At 56.5% G+C, this 17,428-nt stretch carries 17 protein-coding genes; 8 read left to right on the top strand and 9 right to left on the bottom strand.

The annotated features are described in order from the left end of the window. Positions 1–69: 69 nt before the first annotated feature. Both ABLV66_RS09745 and ABLV66_RS09740 read right to left on the bottom strand, forming a co-directional pair. Positions 70–729 (bottom strand): fumarylacetoacetate hydrolase family protein, encoded by a 660-nt coding sequence (locus ABLV66_RS09745; RefSeq protein ID WP_045390418.1) that lies wholly within the window; start codon positions 727–729, stop codon positions 70–72. 17 nt (positions 730–746) lie between these two features. Continuing rightward, a complete protein-coding gene (locus ABLV66_RS09740) occupies positions 747–1,028 on the bottom strand; it encodes a YcgL domain-containing protein (protein ID WP_026612271.1) in 282 nt (93 codons plus the stop codon). A gap of 126 nt (positions 1,029–1,154) precedes the next feature. Between ABLV66_RS09740 and minC the strand changes: the two genes are divergently transcribed. Genes minC through minE form a run of 3 tightly spaced genes read left to right on the top strand, consistent with a single transcriptional unit; the run spans position 1,155 to position 2,965 of the window. Next, entirely contained in the window at positions 1,155–1,856 is a 702-nt protein-coding gene (gene minC / locus ABLV66_RS09735; protein ID WP_047045268.1) for a septum site-determining protein MinC, read from the top strand. Between the two features lie 23 nt (positions 1,857–1,879). Further along, positions 1,880–2,692 carry a septum site-determining protein MinD gene (gene minD / locus ABLV66_RS09730; RefSeq protein WP_015366054.1) on the top strand — a complete coding sequence of 271 codons (813 nt, stop codon included), beginning with the start codon at positions 1,880–1,882 and terminating at the stop codon, positions 2,690–2,692. Between the two features lie 3 nt (positions 2,693–2,695). Further along, positions 2,696–2,965, top strand: coding sequence for a cell division topological specificity factor MinE (minE, locus tag ABLV66_RS09725; protein ID WP_015366053.1), 270 nt, complete (start codon positions 2,696–2,698; stop codon positions 2,963–2,965). Positions 2,966–3,060: 95 nt separating this feature from the next. Here minE and rnd read toward each other — a convergent pair whose 3' ends face one another. The 5 genes from rnd to yoaA form a co-directional block, all read right to left on the bottom strand. Next, complete coding sequence (gene rnd, locus ABLV66_RS09720; RefSeq protein ID WP_161801895.1) at positions 3,061–4,176, bottom strand: ribonuclease D; 1,116 nt, start codon at positions 4,174–4,176, stop codon at positions 3,061–3,063. Between the two features lie 241 nt (positions 4,177–4,417). Beyond that, the gene (fadD, locus tag ABLV66_RS09715) at positions 4,418–6,103 is read right to left on the bottom strand and encodes a long-chain-fatty-acid--CoA ligase FadD (protein ID WP_015705923.1); all 1,686 of its coding nucleotides are present in this window, start codon (positions 6,101–6,103) and stop codon (positions 4,418–4,420) included. 208 nt (positions 6,104–6,311) lie between these two features. Next, the gene (locus tag ABLV66_RS09710; RefSeq protein WP_045390409.1) at positions 6,312–6,893 is read right to left on the bottom strand and encodes a Slp family lipoprotein; all 582 of its coding nucleotides are present in this window, start codon (positions 6,891–6,893) and stop codon (positions 6,312–6,314) included. Positions 6,894–6,931: 38 nt separating this feature from the next. Beyond that, the gene (tsaB, locus tag ABLV66_RS09705; RefSeq protein WP_045390407.1) at positions 6,932–7,627 is read right to left on the bottom strand and encodes a tRNA (adenosine(37)-N6)-threonylcarbamoyltransferase complex dimerization subunit type 1 TsaB; all 696 of its coding nucleotides are present in this window, start codon (positions 7,625–7,627) and stop codon (positions 6,932–6,934) included. Between the two features lie 145 nt (positions 7,628–7,772). Continuing rightward, positions 7,773–9,683 (bottom strand): DNA repair helicase YoaA, encoded by a 1,911-nt coding sequence (gene yoaA, locus ABLV66_RS09700; RefSeq protein WP_047045273.1) that lies wholly within the window; start codon positions 9,681–9,683, stop codon positions 7,773–7,775. A 131-nt stretch (positions 9,684–9,814) separates the two neighbouring features. On the opposite strand from yoaA, the gene ABLV66_RS09695 reads away from it, so the two are divergent. Next, a complete protein-coding gene (locus ABLV66_RS09695) occupies positions 9,815–10,159 on the top strand; it encodes a RidA family protein (RefSeq protein ID WP_015366047.1) in 345 nt (114 codons plus the stop codon). Here ABLV66_RS09695 and ABLV66_RS09690 read toward each other — a convergent pair whose 3' ends face one another. Beyond that, on the bottom strand, positions 10,160–10,345 hold the full coding sequence (locus tag ABLV66_RS09690; RefSeq protein WP_015366046.1) for a YoaH family protein: 186 nt from the start codon (positions 10,343–10,345) through the stop codon (positions 10,160–10,162). 85 nt (positions 10,346–10,430) lie between these two features. On the opposite strand from ABLV66_RS09690, the gene pabB reads away from it, so the two are divergent. From pabB to pdeD, 4 genes are all read left to right on the top strand, one after another. After that, complete coding sequence (gene pabB / locus ABLV66_RS09685) at positions 10,431–11,786, top strand: aminodeoxychorismate synthase component 1 (protein ID WP_315710930.1); 1,356 nt, start codon at positions 10,431–10,433, stop codon at positions 11,784–11,786. Between the two features lie 3 nt (positions 11,787–11,789). Further along, on the top strand, positions 11,790–12,368 hold the full coding sequence (locus tag ABLV66_RS09680; protein ID WP_015705928.1) for a CoA pyrophosphatase: 579 nt from the start codon (positions 11,790–11,792) through the stop codon (positions 12,366–12,368). Between the two features lie 163 nt (positions 12,369–12,531). Continuing rightward, positions 12,532–13,896: an L-serine ammonia-lyase gene (sdaA, locus tag ABLV66_RS09675; protein ID WP_015705929.1), complete on the top strand. Its 1,365-nt coding sequence runs from the start codon at positions 12,532–12,534 to the stop codon at positions 13,894–13,896. Between the two features lie 130 nt (positions 13,897–14,026). Beyond that, complete coding sequence (pdeD, locus tag ABLV66_RS09670) at positions 14,027–15,622, top strand: cyclic di-3',5'-guanosine monophosphate phosphodiesterase PdeD (protein ID WP_045390398.1); 1,596 nt, start codon at positions 14,027–14,029, stop codon at positions 15,620–15,622. Positions 15,623–15,638: 16 nt separating this feature from the next. Here pdeD and yoaE read toward each other — a convergent pair whose 3' ends face one another. Next, positions 15,639–17,198, bottom strand: coding sequence for a CNNM family cation transport protein YoaE (yoaE, locus tag ABLV66_RS09665; protein ID WP_045390395.1), 1,560 nt, complete (start codon positions 17,196–17,198; stop codon positions 15,639–15,641). Between the last annotated feature and the right edge of the window lie 230 nt (positions 17,199–17,428).

Here is a 17,428-nt window from a genome sequence, read left to right as displayed (position 1 = left end):
GGGTGCACCTTATAACCAGTCTGGCACGCCGATGCAAGTTTTGCCGCCCCAAAAGGCGGCAAGCGGACGTTACAGCACGCGGGTAGACAACGTCAAACCATTGAAGCCGACTTCCAGCTCGTCGCCGCTGGCCAGCGGCCCGACACCGTCCGGCGTCCCGGTCAGGATGATATCGCCCGCTTTCAGCGTAAAGAAGCGCGACATATAGGCAATTAGCGGTACGATCTTATGAATCATATCCGCGGTCGTCCCCTGCTGGCGGACTTCACCATTAATCTTCAGGCTTAGCGGCGTATTTTGCGGATCGCCGTTGAACTCGGCGGCAGGAATAAAACCGGAGATCGGACAGGCGTTATCAAACCCCTTAGCTTTCTCCCACGGTTGCCCGGCCTTTTTCATCTTGCCCTGAATATCACGCAGGGTGAGATCGAGCGCCACGCCATAACCGGCAATCGCCTTGCGTACGTGGTCTTCGCTGGCCTGGCGCAGGGTACTGCCAATCAGCACCGCCAGTTCAACCTCATGATGCACCGAGCCCAATCCTTCAGGCAGTACCAACGGCTGGCGGATGTCGCATAGCGCCGTTTCAGGTTTAATAAACAGCACCGGTTCTTCCGGCATCGCGCTGCCCATCTCCTTAATATGTTTTGCGTAATTACTGCCAACGCAAACCACTTTGCTCACTGGATAATCCAGTAACTCACCCTGCCAGTTATGATGTTGGTACATTATTTTCCCTCAATGGGTTAATCGGATTTATTCCCCTGTTCCGCGAGGTGTTTCTTAAGTAGATTCTCAGGAGGGGGAGGAAGTTGAAGGTAATAGCCCTGATCGACGAGCGCTTGTTTTACTTTTTCGAGGTCAGCGTTAGCCAGCGTCTTGCGCCCGTCGAGCGGCAGCAGCATGGTCATCTGCGGGGTGCCGAAGCTTGCCATCAGTTCCGGCGGGACGCGCGAGAAATCGTCCTTTTTTTCGACATATAAATAGGTTTGTTCACGTTTAGTACTTCGATAGATCACACAAAACATAGTTTTACTCGGAATTAGACCCGTGGTCACTTGCCTCAATATATGAGTGACTATAACATGCCTTTTAGTCTTCGGAATATCACCGCACTTCGGCGGATGATAAACAGCAAATTGAGTAAGGCCAGGATGTCAAATACGCCAATCGAACTTAAGGGCAGTAGCTTCACTTTATCTGTCGTTCATTTGCACGATGCAAATCCCGAGGTTATTCGTCAGGCGTTAGAAGACAAAATCGCCCAGGCTCCCGCTTTTTTACGTCATGCACCGGTCGTGGTCAACATCAGCAGTATTGAAGAGAGCGTCGACTGGCGCCCGATGCATGAAGCTATCGTCGCCACCGGATTGCGCATCATGGGGGTGAGCGGTTGTAAAATTTCCCGCCTGAAAACGGAAATCGACCGTGCCGGGATCCCGCTACTGACGGAAGGAAAAGAGAAAATCGTTCGTCAGGCGCCGCCGCCGGAACCCGTTGAACCACCACCAGTTGCTACGCCGATCACAAAAACGCGTTTGATTGATCTGCCGGTACGTTCCGGTCAGCGCATTTATGCGCCACACTGTGATCTAATTGTTACAAACCATGTGAGTGCCGGAGCGGAACTTATCGCTGATGGTAACATCCATGTGTATGGCATGATGCGGGGACGTGCGCTGGCTGGCGCAAGCGGCGACAGAGATGCCCAAATATTTTGTACTAACCTCGCGGCGGAACTGGTGTCCATCGCAGGGGAATATTGGCTGAGCGATAACATCCCAGCTGAATTTTATGGCAAAGCGGCGCGCCTGCGTTTAGGCGACGGCGCTTTGACAATTCAACCGTTCAATTAATCCCTTTTTAACAAGGAATTTCTATGGCACGCATTATTGTTGTGACTTCGGGTAAAGGGGGCGTTGGTAAGACCACCTCCAGCGCGGCCATCGCTACTGGTTTGGCCCAGAAGGGAAAGAAAACTGTCGTTATCGACTTCGATATCGGCCTGCGTAACCTCGACCTGATTATGGGATGCGAGCGTCGGGTGGTTTATGACTTCGTCAACGTTATCCAGGGCGATGCCACTCTCAATCAGGCGCTAATCAAAGATAAGCGTACTGAAAATCTCTATATCCTTCCGGCTTCTCAGACCCGTGATAAAGACGCGCTGACCCGCGAAGGTGTAGATAAGGTTCTTGAAGAACTGAAAAAGATGGACTTCGATTTTATTGTCTGCGACTCCCCGGCAGGCATCGAAACCGGCGCGCTGATGGCGCTGTACTTCGCTGACGAAGCCATCATCACCACTAACCCGGAAGTCTCCTCCGTGCGCGACTCCGACCGTATCCTTGGCATTCTGGCCTCCAAATCCCGCCGCGCGGAAAATGGCGACGAGCCGATCAAAGAGCACCTGCTGCTGACGCGCTACAACCCGGGCCGCGTGAACAAAGGCGACATGCTGAGCATGGAAGACGTGCTGGAAATTCTGCGCATCAATCTGGTCGGCGTGATTCCGGAAGATCAGTCCGTGCTGCGCGCATCGAACCAGGGCGAGCCGGTCATTCTGGATACCGTTTCAGATGCGGGTAAAGCCTATGCGGATACTGTGGATCGTCTGCTCGGAGAAGAACGTCCTTTCCGCTTCATCGAAGAAGAGAAGAAAGGTTTCCTCAAACGCCTGTTCGGAGGATAAATTATGGCATTACTCGACTTTTTTCTCTCGCGAAAAAAGAACACGGCTAACATTGCGAAAGAACGCCTGCAAATCATCGTCGCGGAGCGCCGCCGCGGCGACGCGGAACCGCATTACCTGCCGCAGCTGCGCAAAGATATCCTGGAGGTCATCTGTAAATACGTGCAGATAGACCCAGAGATGGTCAGCGTACAGCTGGAACAGCGCGATGGTGATATTTCGATTCTCGAGCTGAACGTGACCCTGCCAGAAGCTGAAGAGTCGAAACCCTGACCCTGTTGTCTTGTTAACGGCATTTCGCCGTAGCCTTAAAAAAACCGGCCACGCAACGCGCGGCCGGTTTTTTATGGCCTGAATAGCGCCCGGCGCTAGCGAGGATAGTCGTTGAGCAGCGCTTTAAGACGATCGGCCATCAATTCGCCACGCCAGCCGGAAACCAGTTCTGGCTCACCATTTTTATTTTTAAGCTGCCAGTGCCAGTTCAGCAGTTGGTTTATCTGACGGCGCGACGCCAACAGCTCGGCGCTCACGCCCTTCTCCGCGCTCACTTCCTGCACCAGCGCTTTAATATCTTTAAAGGCTTTACGGTATCCCGGCATATCGATCAGGTTTTGCAGCGGCTCCGGCAGCGCCGATTCCGGCAAGGCCTGCGCTTTTTCAACCAGGCTAATCAGCGTTTTGCCGTGGAAGCGAATTTCGCTGCCGGATAAACCGAGGCTATCGAGCTCGCCGAGGCTGGTCGGCATATAGCGCGCCACGCTCCACAGATGCTCTTCGCGTACGACAAAGTTCACCGCCAGGTTACGCTCGCGCGCTTTGCGCAGACGCCACTCCGCCAGCAACTGCAGGCAGCCCAGCTGGCGCGTTCGCAGTTGCCAGGCATTGCCGATTTCCCGCCACGCATCCGCCGGGTCAAGGATTTCCTGACGGCGCTGCTGCATCAGGTGGCACTCGTTCAACGCTGCCGGCAGCCAGCCCGCATGGTCGGTTTCCGCCATTAATTTGCTGGCGATCGGCAACAGGTACCAGACGTCGGCGGCCGCATATTCGCACTGACGCTCGGTCAGCGGGCGGGCCAGCCAGTCGGTGCGTGATTCGCTTTTGTCCAGCGCGACGCCGGAATACTCTTCCACCATTGAAGCAAAGCCCCACGACATCGGGCGCCCGCAGAAGGCGGCCAGAATCTGGGTGTCGATCAGCGGCTGCGGCATCAGGTTGAACGCGTTGAGGAAGACTTCTAAATCTTCGCTACCCGCATGCAGGTATTTGGTGACATCCTGGTTGAGCAGCAGCTCGCGCATCGGCGCCCAGTCGTTGATGGTCAACGGATCGATCAGAGAGACCTGTTTGCCGTCGAACAGCTGCAGCAAACCAAGCTGCGGATAGTAGGTACGGGTGCGAACAAACTCGGTATCCAGCGCAACTGCGGGTGCCGAAGTTGCCGCTTCACAGATAGCGCGCAGGCCATCGTCGGTGGTGATCATCTGATAGTTCAAATCATACTCTCTTAACTTGCGCCCATAAAAAACGCCGGCTTAGCCGGCGCGAGATTAATCACAAACCTCATGCAATCGTTGGGCTTGCAGATTGCACCAGACAAATAACAAGGAAAATCAATTGATTGATTTTCGGCCGATCGCCACAAAGAAGGAAAAACCACGCATTTTCCTTCTTTGTCAGTAATCTGGACGCCGGCTAGCCGGCGCCTGGCGACTCACTCGTTGCTTAGCCTTTATTGTCTACTTTAGCACGGGCTTCGTCACGCAGTTCTCGACGTAAAATTTTGCCGACGTTGGATTTCGGCAGTTCATCACGAAACTCAACCAGCTTCGGCACCTTGTAGCCGGTCAAATGGCGACGGCAGAAAGTAATCAGCGCTTCTTCGGTTAACGCAGCATCTTTCTTCACCACGAAGATCTTCACCGCTTCACCGCTGCTGCCGGACGGTACGCCGACGGCGGCCACTTCCTGCACGCCGGAATGCTGCATGACCACATCCTCAATTTCATTCGGATAGACGTTAAAACCGGAGACCAGAATCATATCTTTTTTGCGATCGACGATGCGCAGGAAGCCTTCATCGTCCATCACCGCAATATCGCCGGTATGCAGCCAGCCATCTTTAATGATTTCATCGGTGGCATCCGGACGCTGCCAGTAGCCCAGCATCACCTGCGGCCCTTTGATGCAGAGCTCACCCGGCTCGCCCGGCGCGACTTCATTATCATCGTCATCGACCAGCTTGGCTTCGGTCGACGGCACCGGCAGGCCGATGCTGCCGCTGTGGTAGTCGATATCATGCGGGTTGACGCTCACCAGCGGCGAGCACTCCGTCAGGCCATAGCCCTCCAGCAGATACTGGCCGGTCAGTTTCACCCAGCGCTCCGCCACCACCTGCTGCACCGGCATGCCGCCGCCGGCGGAAAGATGCAACGAAGAGAAATCAAGCTGCTGGAACTCTTTATTGTTCAATAGCGCGTTAAACAAGGTATTCACCCCGGTCATCGCGGTGAACGGATATTTTGCCAGCTCTTTTACCAGGCCCGGAATATCGCGCGGATTGGTAATCAACAGGTTCTGCCCGCCGAGTTCAATAAACAGCAGGCAGTTCATGGTCAAGGCGAAGATGTGGTACAGCGGCAGCGCGGTCACCACCAGCTCTTTACCACGGTGCAGTAGCGGACCGTAGGTCGCATTCACCTGTTCGAGGTTAGCCAGCATATTGCGGTGAGTCAGCATCGCCCCTTTCGCCACGCCGGTGGTACCGCCGGTGTACTGCAGGAAGGCCAGATCGTCCGCGACGATTTCCGGCTTCACGTACTGCATACGGTAGCCATGCTGCAGGGCGCTACGAAATGAGATGGCGTCCGGCAGATGATATTTTGGCACCAGCCGCTTAATGTACTTCACCACGAAGTTGACCAACGTTCCTTTAGCGGTGGAGAGCTGATCGCCCATCCGCGTCAGGATGACGTGTTTTACCTGGGTTTTATCGACTACTTTCTCCAGGGTATGTGCGAAGTTGGAAACGATCACAATCGCCGCCGCGCCGCTGTCATTGAGCTGGTGCTCCAGTTCGCGCGGGGTATACAGCGGGTTAACGTTGACGGCAATCATTCCGGCACGCAGGATCCCAAACAGCGCCACCGGGTATTGCAGCAGGTTAGGCATCATCAGCGCGACGCGATCGCCCTTCTGTAGCCCTAATCCTTGCTGGAGATAAGCGGCGAAAGCACGGCTGCGCTCTTCCAGCTTACGGTAGGTCATCACCTCGCCCATGTTGATAAATGCCGGCTGATCGGCATAACGGGTGGTGGCGTGTTCAAACAATTCAACCAGGGATTGATAGCGGTCAGGATTTATCTCCGCCGGGACATCGGCGGGATAACGGTTTAGCCAAACCTTTTTCACTGCTTCACCTCTGAAATAGTTATTCGTCGTCATCACAGCCCCTGATCAACAAACATTTTGTTAACATTATATTAACTCAGCGTACCAGTTTATTAATTAGGCGTTTTTCAGGTTGCGAAGCGCGTCACTATTTATTTTTCTTATGAGACTAAAAAACACGAAACAGCGGGCTAGCCGCTGTTTCTATTCCATTATAAAAACAACAAAATCATTCCGTTACGACATTTCTGACCTCGGCCGGTCCCGGGTTATACCAACCCCAACCGCCGTATCCGTAGCCCCAGGGGCGTGGGCCGAGCATCCACGGGTCGATGGGCTGCGGCGGCATCACCACCTGCTGCACCACGTTCCAGCGCTTATAGCCGGTGGCGTTCATCAACATGAATTTATAGGGGGTGGCGCCAACTTTACCGTCGACGACGCCGCTAATCGGCCCAACCACGGTCACCAGCTGGCCGCGGAAATCGACCGGGTCGAGGAAACCGCTCACGTCGGCGAGGATACGCCCGCGTGAAGGTTCCCCCAGTTCCGGCCGCGCGCCGCTATCCAGCGGTACGGTGGCAATCTCTAAGCGGGTTTTCCCCTGCTGATTCTGCACGTTGACGACCTTACCGCCAAAACGCGCTTCCTGGCCGATATACAGCTGCGGCGCGTTCATCACCCGCACTAAATCCTGCTGCGGCGTAGGGCTGGTGCCTTTAATAACATCCGGCACCGACACGCAACCGCTTAGCGCAACGGCAACCGCCGCGGCTAACAGCCAACGAACGCCCTGTTTTTGACCCGCCATGATGCGACTCCTTCTCTCAGTCTTCTCTCTACTGAGATTCACTCGCGGCCAGGAAGTTTCTTCCACGCCACTTCGTTTCGCAAATAAACTGGTTCCGCATGCTCAACGGCCACGGTTTTTCCCGCCGCCAGCAGTTGGATGGCCAGCGGTAGCATATCTTCTGCCGCTGGCAGTTCAATCTCGCCGCTGCTTAAAATCAGCCCGCTCTCTTTCGCCAGATCCGGCCACGCCTGCCAGCCGGTGCCGACGGTAGCCCATTCGCCGGAAAGCCGCGCCAGGCGTTCGGCAACCGCAGCCGGTTTGAGGACCGCTTCAGTTTCTTCGCCGTGCCAGACGCCATCTTCGTCGCGCTGATACTCCGCCCAGTAGACTTCGCCCATACGCGCGTCAATGGCCGCCAGCACGCGAGTAGCGCCGGTTTTGCGCCACGCGCCCTGCGCCATCGTCGCCAACGTAGAGACGCCAATCATTGGCAGCTCCGCGCCCAGCGCCAGTCCTTGGGCAATGCCGATACCAATACGTACGCCGGTAAAGCTGCCCGGCCCGCGGCCAAAGGCCAACGCGTCAAGTTCATTCAGCGTAGTGCCGCTTTCAGTGAGGACCTCCTGCACCAGCGGCAGGATACGTTGGGTGTGTTCGCGAGGACAAATTTCAAAATGGGCGCTCAGGGCGCCATCATTCCACAGCGCCGCGGAGCACGCCTCCGTGGCGGTATCGATAGCCAAAATTCGCATGGGTGGTCACGCTCTCGTTACATATTCCAGGTTTTAGGGCGGTACATTTATCGGCGCGCGGACTTACCGCCGCCGTACCGTCCTAAATCCATTGGGGATAGCTGATTAACAAAATGGCGCGCAGCTTATCACATTTTACTGCGGATTACCTTGCTGGCGGCACGGCGAGGAAGCGCACCGCCCGGCGGATATCGCGGGTCCGCGGCGCGGGTGGCAGGCTGGCCAGGAACACGGCGCCGTAGGGGCGCATCACCAGCCGGTTGTCGCAGATAACCAGAACGCCGCGATCGTCAATATCGCGGATCAGGCGCCCCACGCCCTGTTTGAGGGTAATGACGGCATCCGGCAGCTGAACTTCATCAAACGGATCGCCGCCGCGCAGTCGGCAGTCTTCCATTCGCGCTTTGAGCAGCGGATCGTCCGGTGAGGTAAAGGGCAGCTTATCGATAATCACCAGCGACAGCGCGTCGCCGCGCACGTCAACCCCTTCCCAGAAGCTACTGGTCGCCACTAATAGCGCATTGCCGGCGCTAACAAACTGCTGCAGCAGCTGGCCTTTGCTGGTCTCTCCTTGTAGCAGTACCGGCAGCGTCATGGTGGCGCGAAACTGCTCCGCCAGATCGCGCATCATGGCATGCGAGGTGCAGAGCATGAAGCAGCGTCCATCATTGGCCTCAATCAAGGGTTTCAACATGGCCGCCAGATGACGGGCAGCACCGGGCTGGTTCGGCAGAGGTAGGTTACGCGGTACGCAGAGCAGCGCCTGATGCTGATAATCAAATGGGCTGGGCAACAGCAGCGTCTGCGCGTCATCAATGCCGAGACGAGCGGTAAAGTGGTGGAGATCGTCGTTCACCGACAGCGTCGCCGAGGTAAAGATCCAGCTCCCCGACTTTTGCGCCATCACCTCTTTAAACTTCTCTGCCACCGTTAACGGCGTCAAGGCGAGGGTAAAATGACGCGACGTGCATTCATACCAGTAGCTATAGCCAGGCTGATTGATTTCTTTGAGCCGCTTCAGGCGCCCGCGGTAGAGCGTCGCGCGCTCGAAGGCGGCGTCGAGCAGCGCCGAGCGGCCAAGGGAGAGTTTGGCAACGTCGTAACACAGTTCAAGCGCGTCATCGAGCAGCAGCAGCGCGCGCTGAATGTGGCTATCCGCCAGCAGATCGCGCAGGTTGCCGCGATAGCCCGGATCGCCCAACTGCAAACGGAAATCCTGCGCGCTTTGCGCCAGACGATCGGCGCATTTTTGCAGCTGTTGGGTATCTTTTAGTTCGGTACGGTAGGCAATGGTGATGTCTTTGGCCAAATCCAGTAGCTGGCGGCTGGAGAGCGACTGGCCAAAATACTGGCTGGCGATATCCGGCAACTGATGGGCTTCATCGAATATCATTACTTCCGCTTCGGGGATCAGTTCGGCAAAGCCGCTCTCCTTCACCACCATATCGGCAAGGAACAGGTGATGGTTGACCACCACTACATCCGCATCCATCGCCTTCTTACGCGCTTTCACCACAAAACAATCTTTGTATAACGGGCAGTCGCTGCCGAGACAGTTATCGTTAGTGCTGGTCACCAGCGGCCAGGCCTGAGAATCTTCGGCGACGCTGGCGCAGGTGCTGATATCGCCATCCTGCGTCTGATTAGACCAGGAGCGCAGAAGAATAACGTCACTTAACGTTTGTACCGGCAGATCGCCGCCCGCCAGCGCCTGCTGCTCAAGGCGTTCAAGGCACAGGTAGTTTGAGCGCCCCTTTAATAGCGCCAGTTTACCGGTGAATTTCAGCGCTTTGGCGACGGTCGGCAGATCGCGGCTATAGAGCTGATCCTGCAGCGCTTTCGAACCCGTGGAGATGATCACCTTTTTCTTCGCGCGCAGCGCGGGCGCCAGATAGGCGTAGGTTTTACCGGTGCCAGTCCCTGCTTCCACCACCAGCGGCCGGGAGGCTTCAATAGCTTCACTCACCGCTATCGCCATCTGGCGCTGCGGTTCACGCGGCTTAAATCCCGGTATCGCCATGGCCAGCTGGCCGTCTGCTGCAAAATCGTCGATCACGTTGCCCCCTGGTTATTTGGACAGTGATTATGTCAGGGAGGATGGCGTTTCGCCAGCCCGGGTAGTGACGCGGGCGGAACATTGTGGCAGTCTTGCCGCAGCCAAATGGATAGAACAAAGAGGAAAGATAAATGACAATTACGCGTATTGATGCCGAAGCCCGCTGGTCTGATGTGGTGATTCACAACCAGACTATCTACTACACCGGGGTGCCGGAAAACCTCGACGCCGACGCGTTTGAGCAGACCGCCAATACCCTGGCGCAAATTGACGCGGTGCTGGAAAAACAGGGCAGCAATAAGTCACGTATTCTTGATGCCACCATTTTCCTGGCCAACAAAGATGATTTTGCGGCGATGAATAAAGCCTGGGACGCCTGGGTGGTTGCCGGTCACGCGCCGGTGCGCTGCACCGTACAGGCAACCCTGATGAAGCCGCAGTATAAAGTTGAGATCAAAATCATCGCCGCGGCGTAATTACTCGTCTTCGTCGTCATCTTCGAAGCGCGCTACGATCCGGTCGCCGGTATGCGTGGCGCGCAGTTCATCAGCCACCAGGGCGATTGCCTGGCCGCTGCTCATCCCCTGCGCCATCAATTCCTGAATACGTTCGACCGCTTTTTGCTGTTGCTCATGGCTCAGCGAAGGTAAACCTGCAAACATCACTCACTCCTGCTACATTGTGGGGCGTAATTATTTCACGCCGTCCGCCATTTCGCCAGTGGGCGGCACATTAGGATCGAGGTTAATGTTGTCCCCCGCTATTATTACCCTGCCCTGGCGCCCGGATGCCGCCGAACGCTATTTCGCGCCGTTAAGCGCCACGCCGTGGGCGATGCTGCTGCACTCCGGCTTCGCCGACCATCCGTATAGCCGTTTCGATATTATCGTCGCCGAACCGCGCGCGACGCTGGTTACCCGCGGCGAGCAAACCTGTGTCTGCGACGGTGAAGGCGAATTTGTCTCGCAGGACGATCCGCTACAGCTGCTGCAACAGCAGTTGGATCGCTGTCAGTTAACGCCGCAGGCCGATGAAAACCTGCCGTTTCTCGGCGGCGCGCTGGGGTTATTCGGCTACGATCTTGGCCGTCGCTTTGAACGTCTGCCGACGCAAGCGCAGGCTGATATCGCCCTGCCGGAGATGGCGGTCGGCATTTATGACTGGGCGCTGATCGTCGATCATCAACGCCAGCAGGTGTCGTTGCTCAGTTACGACGATCCGCAACAGCGCCTGCAGTGGCTGGAGTCGCAAACATGTGAGCCGGGTGAAGCATTCGCCCTGACCTCCTGCTGGCAATCGAATATGAGCCGCCAGCAGTACGGCGAAAAATTCCGCCAGGTGCAGGCGTATCTGCGCAGCGGCGACTGTTATCAGGTCAACCTGGCGCAGCGTTTCCAGGCCCGCTACCGCGGCGACGAATGGCAGGCATTTTGTAAGCTTAATGCCGCTAACCGTGCGCCGTTCAGCGCCTTCATTCGCCTGCCGGAAGGGGCGATTTTAAGCCTGTCTCCGGAGCGATTTATTCAATTGCATCAGGGTGACATCCAGACGCGCCCCATTAAAGGCACGCTGCCGCGACTCGATTCCCCGCAGGAGGACGCACGCCAGGCGGCGACGCTCGCCAACTCGCCGAAAGACCGCGCCGAGAATTTAATGATTGTCGATCTGATGCGCAATGATATCGGCCGCGTCGCTGTGCCGGGCAGCGTTCGCGTACCGGAACTGTTTGTGGTCGAACCGTTCCCGGCGGTGCATCACCTGGTGAGCACCATCACCGCACGATTGCCTGCTACGCTTGATGCCAGCGATCTGCTGCGCGCGGCCTTCCCTGGCGGCTCCATTACCGGTGCCCCGAAAGTTCGCGCCATGGAGATTATCGATGAACTTGAACCGCAGCGACGCAACGCATGGTGCGGCAGCATTGGATATCTCAGCTTGTGCGGCAATATGGATACCAGCATTACTATCCGTACGATCACCGCCTGGCAGGGCCAACTGTACTGCTCAGCGGGCGGCGGTATCGTGGCGGACAGCGAAGAAGCCGCGGAATATCAGGAAACTTTTGATAAAGTTAACCGTATCCTGCATCAACTGGAGAGCTAGAACATGGCGGCTAACGCCCTCGATCTGGACGACTTTCTTTCCCGTTTTCAACTGCTGCGCCCGCAGCCCTCGCCGCAGTCGCTGAACCAGCGCCAGGCGGCGGTACTGGTGCCGATTGTCCGGCGCCCGCAGCCGGGGCTGCTATTGACCCAGCGTTCGCCGCTGCTGCGCAAGCACGCGGGCCAGGTCGCCTTCCCCGGAGGCGCAGTTGATAACACCGACGCTACATTGATTGCCGCCGCGCTGCGCGAGGCGCAGGAAGAAGTGGCGATCCCGCCGGAAGCCGTGGAAGTGATCGGCGTGCTGCCGCCGGTCGACAGCGTCACCGGCTTTCAGGTGACGCCGGTGGTCGGCATAATCCCCCCGGACCTGCACTATCATGCCAGTCAGGACGAGGTGTCTGCGGTGTTTGAAATGCCGCTGGAAGAGGCGCTGCGCCTGGGTCGCTACCACCCGCTGGACATCCATCGGCGCGGTAATTCTCATCGCGTCTGGCTATCGTGGTACCAACATTATTTTGTCTGGGGAATGACCGCCGGCATTATTCGCGAGCTGGCGCTGCAAATCGGCACTCGCCCTTAGCTATAATAAGTAATGCGAAGCCGCTCGCACTATTAGTAAAACCAAGGTTATCCATTAGTTTAATTCATGTGAATAGTTAAGCTGACAACCCGGTTCCCTCTTACACTATGCGCAGTTATTACATCGTTACCGCAACCGCGGTAACCCTGTCAGGAGTGTTATCGTGATTAGTATATTCGACATGTTCAAGGTGGGGATTGGTCCCTCATCTTCCCATACTGTAGGGCCGATGAAGGCCGGTAAACAGTTCGTCGATGACCTGGTCGAAAAGGGATTGCTTAATGAAGTGACGCGCGTCGCCGTTGACGTTTATGGGTCGCTTTCATTAACCGGCAAAGGCCACCACACGGACATCGCCATTATCATGGGGCTGGCGGGCAATCTGCCTGCAACGGTCGATATTGACGCGATCCCGGCATTTATCCGCGACGTTGAAACTCGCGGCCGTCTGCTGCTGGCAAACGGGCAACACGAAGTCGACTTCCCGGCGGATGACGGCATGCGTTTTCGTAGCGACAACCTGCCGCTGCACGAAAACGGCATGACCATCCATGCCTGGGCCGGCGAGAAAGAAATCTACAGCAAAACTTACTATTCAATCGGCGGCGGTTTTATCGTCGACGAAGAGCATTTCGGCAAAGAAGACGCGAGCGAACTGCAGGTTCCGTATCCGTTTAAGTCGGCGCAGGAAATGCTGGGCTACTGCAAGGAAACCGGTCTGTCGCTCTCCGGCATGGTGATGCAAAACGAACTGGCGCTGCACAGCAAGCAAGAGATCGAAGCCTATTTCGAAAACGTCTGGCAAACCATGCGCGCCTGTATCGATCGCGGCATGAACACCGAAGGCGTGCTGCCGGGGCCGCTGCGCGTGCCGCGTCGTGCTTCGGCTCTGCGTCGCCTGCTGGTCGCCAGCGATAAACTGTCTAACGATCCGATGAACGTTGTCGATTGGGTGAACATGTTCGCGCTGGCGGTCAACGAAGAGAACGCCGCCGGCGGCCGCGTCGTTACCGCGCCGACCAACGGCGCCTGTGGTATCGTTCCGGCGGTGCTCGCCTATTACGATCACTTTATCGAGTCCGTCAGCCCGGATATCTATATTCGCTACTTTATGGCGTCCGGCGCGATTGGCGCGCTGTATAAGATGAACGCGTCCATTTCAGGCGCTGAAGTCGGCTGTCAGGGCGAAGTCGGCGTCGCCTGTTCAATGGCGGCGGCGGGCCTGGCTGAACTGCTCGGCGCCAGCCCGGAGCAGGTTTGCGTGGCGGCGGAGATCGGCATGGAACATAACCTCGGCCTGACCTGCGACCCGGTCGCCGGACAGGTTCAGGTGCCGTGCATCGAACGTAACGCTATCGCCTCCGTGAAGGCGATTAATGCCGCGCGTATGGCGATGCGCCGCACCAGCGAACCGCGCGTCTCTCTCGATAAAGTTATCGAGACCATGTACGAAACGGGTAAAGACATGAACGCCAAATATCGCGAAACCTCTCGCGGCGGCCTGGCGATCAAAGTGCAGTGTGACTAAAACTCATCTGTGAAATGCGCCCTTTCCGGGCGCATTTTTCTTTTTCTCCCACCAACTTATCTTACCCACTACACTTGCTTTAAGCCGGCTGTTACTCTTATTCCTCTATTTAGCCGACAGGGCGCCGCGCATGCAAAATGCACAGAAGGTCATTTCGACATATCGCCGCAAGCGCATTCTGGTGTGCCTGGCCGTTGCATTTCTGACGCTTGCCGTCACCCTGACAATCCGATTTATTTCACAGCGTAGCCAAAATCAGCAGCGTATCCAGACGGTGACCCGCAATATGGTGATCGCGATGGACAATATCCTGCAACCGCTGGCGGCAAAACACGCTACCCTGCTAAGTATGGTCGGCAAACCCTGTCAGGATGTACATCTTGAACTGCGTAAAACCGCAGCCACGCTACAGACCGTGCGCTCAATCATCCTTGTTCAGTCCGGGATGGCCTACTGCTCCAGCATTTTTGGCCCGCGCCATGTGGCCATTCATCAGCTACAGCCCACACTGCCGACGGTAAAGCCGCTGCTGGCCTTTTCAACCGACAACTCACTGCTCAAAGGCACGCCGGTACTGATCCAGTGGTATCCCTCCTCCGTGAGCGGCGCCGACGGCGCGTTGTTAATTATTAATATCGAGCTGCTTGGCGAATTGATTCTCAAAGAAAAATCATCGCTCATAAGCGACATCAGCCTCACGGTAGGCAACAAGAGCTTTCTCAGCGATGTCGGCGTCGTCGAAAGTCATCAGTTGCCGGGTCTGCCGATAATTTACCGGCAAAGTTCCAGCCAGTTCCCCTTTACCATCAACATCAGCGGCCCGGGAGCCTCCGCGGTGGCCTTAGAAGAGCTGCCCGCTGAATTACCGCTGGCGCTGATGTTCAGCCTGTTGATGACCGGTATCGCCTGGCTGACGACCGCAGGACGAATGACTTTCTCGCGCGAAATAACCCTGGGTATCGCCGCCCACGAGTTCGAGGTATGGTGCCAGCCGCTGCAGGATTTACGCACCCAGCAGTGCTGCGGCGTGGAAATTTTGCTGCGCTGGAACAATCCGCGCCGCGGCAATATCTCACCGGATGTTTTTATTCCTATTGCTGAAGGCTACAACCTGATAGTCCCCCTGACCCGCTACGTCATCGCCGAAACCGCCCGCCGGCTACATTATTTCCCGCAGGATGCCAATTTTCATATTGGTATTAACGTGGCGGCGCGTCATTTCAGTAATGGCGAACTGCTGCGCGATCTGCACACCTATTGGTTCAGCGCTAATCCGGTACAGCAGCTGGTAGTCGAGCTGACTGAACGCGATGTCCTGCGTGAGGGCGATCACCACATGGCGGAGCACCTGCATTTTAAAGGCGTCCAGCTGGCCATTGATGACTTCGGCACCGGCAACAGTTCTTTGTCCTGGCTGGAAAAACTCCGCCCGGATGTACTGAAGATTGATAAGTCTTATACCGGCGCCATTGGCATTGATGGCGTCAACGCGACGGTGACCGATATGATTATCGCCCTGGCGCACCGGCTCAAAATCGTCACCATTGCCGAAGGGGTCGAAACTCAGGAACAGAAGATTTACATGCGCAGCCACGGCGTGGATTTACTACAGGGATATTATTATGCCCGCCCGTTACCGGTAGAGGATTTTCCGCGCTGGCTGGCGGAGGAGAAGCACCGTCTGGCGGCGACCGGGGGTAAAAAACAACCCGCCGGGCAAGTTTAGCCCGGCGGGTTCGACATTACTCTTCTTCGTCGTTATCGTGTACGGTTTTAATAACCCGTACCAGATCGACGCGGTAATCGTTCGCTTCAACAATGGTAAACTGCAGCGGCGGCAGTTCCACAACATCGCCTACCCGCGGGATATGGCCGTTCGCGGAGATAACCAGCCCGGCAACGGTAGCGATATCATCGTCTTCGTTGACCAGGTCGTCCAGCCCCAGCGCCTGCTGCAGCGCGTGGAGGTCGGTTGAGCCTTTGATTAACCACCCCTCGCCATCCAGCACAATTTCCGGCGTTTCATCCGCATCCGGGAACTCACCGGCAATCGCTTCCAGGACGTCCAGCGGCGTCACCAGCCCCTGCACCACACCAAATTCGTTGGTGACGATGACAAAGCTACCGCGCGCCCGGCGCAGCACGCCCAGCAGGTTGATCGGGTCCAGCGTTTCCGGCACCACAATCGCCGGAGAAGCGGAAGCCATTGCGGCAACGTTCTCGCCCGCTTCCAGCGCCACCAGCATCTCTTTGGCGCGTACAATACCGATGATTTCATCAAGCTCGCCGCGGCAAACCGGGAACATGCTGTGCGGAGATGAAAGCAGCTGGCGACGAATTTCTTCTTCGCTCTGCTCAGCATCCACCCAGCTAATTTCGCCTCGCGGGGTCATGATGCTGCGCAATGAACGCTGCGCCAGGGTCAGCACGCCGTTAATCATATAGCGTTCTTCTTCAGCAAACGCGCCTTCCGGCACCGGCACTGCCGCCGGGCTATCACTATCGTGCGCGACGGCCGCCTGTTTGCGACCGCCCATCAGGCGCAGAATCGCATCAGCGGTACGCGCGCGCAGCGGCAACGTCGACTGGTGGCGGATAAAGTTACGCCGCGCCACCTGGTTAAAGAACTCAATGGTTATCGAGAAGCCAATCGCCGCGTACAAATAGCCCTTAGGAATATGGAAGCCAAAGCCTTCTGCCACCAGACTCAGACCAATCATCAGCAGGAAGCTCAGACACAGCACGACAACCGTCGGGTGCTGGTTCACGAAGCGGGTTAACGGCTTCGAAGCCAACAGCATCAGGATCATCGCGATGACAACCGCAGCCATCATCACCGGCAAATGGTTCACCATGCCGACGGCGGTAATCACCGCATCAAGCGAGAAGACGGCATCCAGCACCACAATTTGTAGCACTACCACCCAGAAGCTGGCATAGCCTTTGCCGTGGCCGGCATCATGCTGGCGGTTCTCCAGTCGTTCATGCAACTCTGTCGTCGCCTTGAATAGCAGGAAGATACCGCCGACCAGCATGATCAGATCGCGCCCGGAGAACGAAAAATCGCCTATGCTTATCAAAGGCTTGGTCAAGGTGACCATCCACGAGATAACCGAGAGCAGCCCCAGACGCATTATCAGCGCCAGCGACAGGCCGATGATACGTGCCTTATCACGCTGTTTTGGCGGCAGTTTATCGGCAAGGATGGCGATAAAGACCAGGTTATCAATACCCAGAACAATTTCGAGGACCACCAGCGTCAGCAGGCCAGCCCAAATGGTGGGATCCATTAAGAATTCCATGAGCGGCTCCCGTTAACGACAGCGGTAGTCATCGCGATGTCATGCACCGGCGAAACAATAGTTGCTGGTAAAAAAGCGTGTGAGGTAGAGGCGGCAGACGAGTGCCTGAGGGTGAAAAGACGTCGATGACGGTCCATACGGCGGGCTATGCCCTATACTCCTGAGTAATTAAACGGAAGCTAAACATAGCAAAATATAGCGCAGAATTGGCAAAAATTTACCTGTCTTTG

The organism is Klebsiella sp. CN_Kp073 (genome assembly GCF_040065495.2).
In the GTDB taxonomy this organism is placed as follows: Bacteria; Pseudomonadota; Gammaproteobacteria; order Enterobacterales; family Enterobacteriaceae; genus Klebsiella; species Klebsiella aerogenes.
The sequence above is the reverse complement of the archived record's forward strand: the minus strand, read 5'-3'. Positions and strand labels throughout refer to the sequence as shown.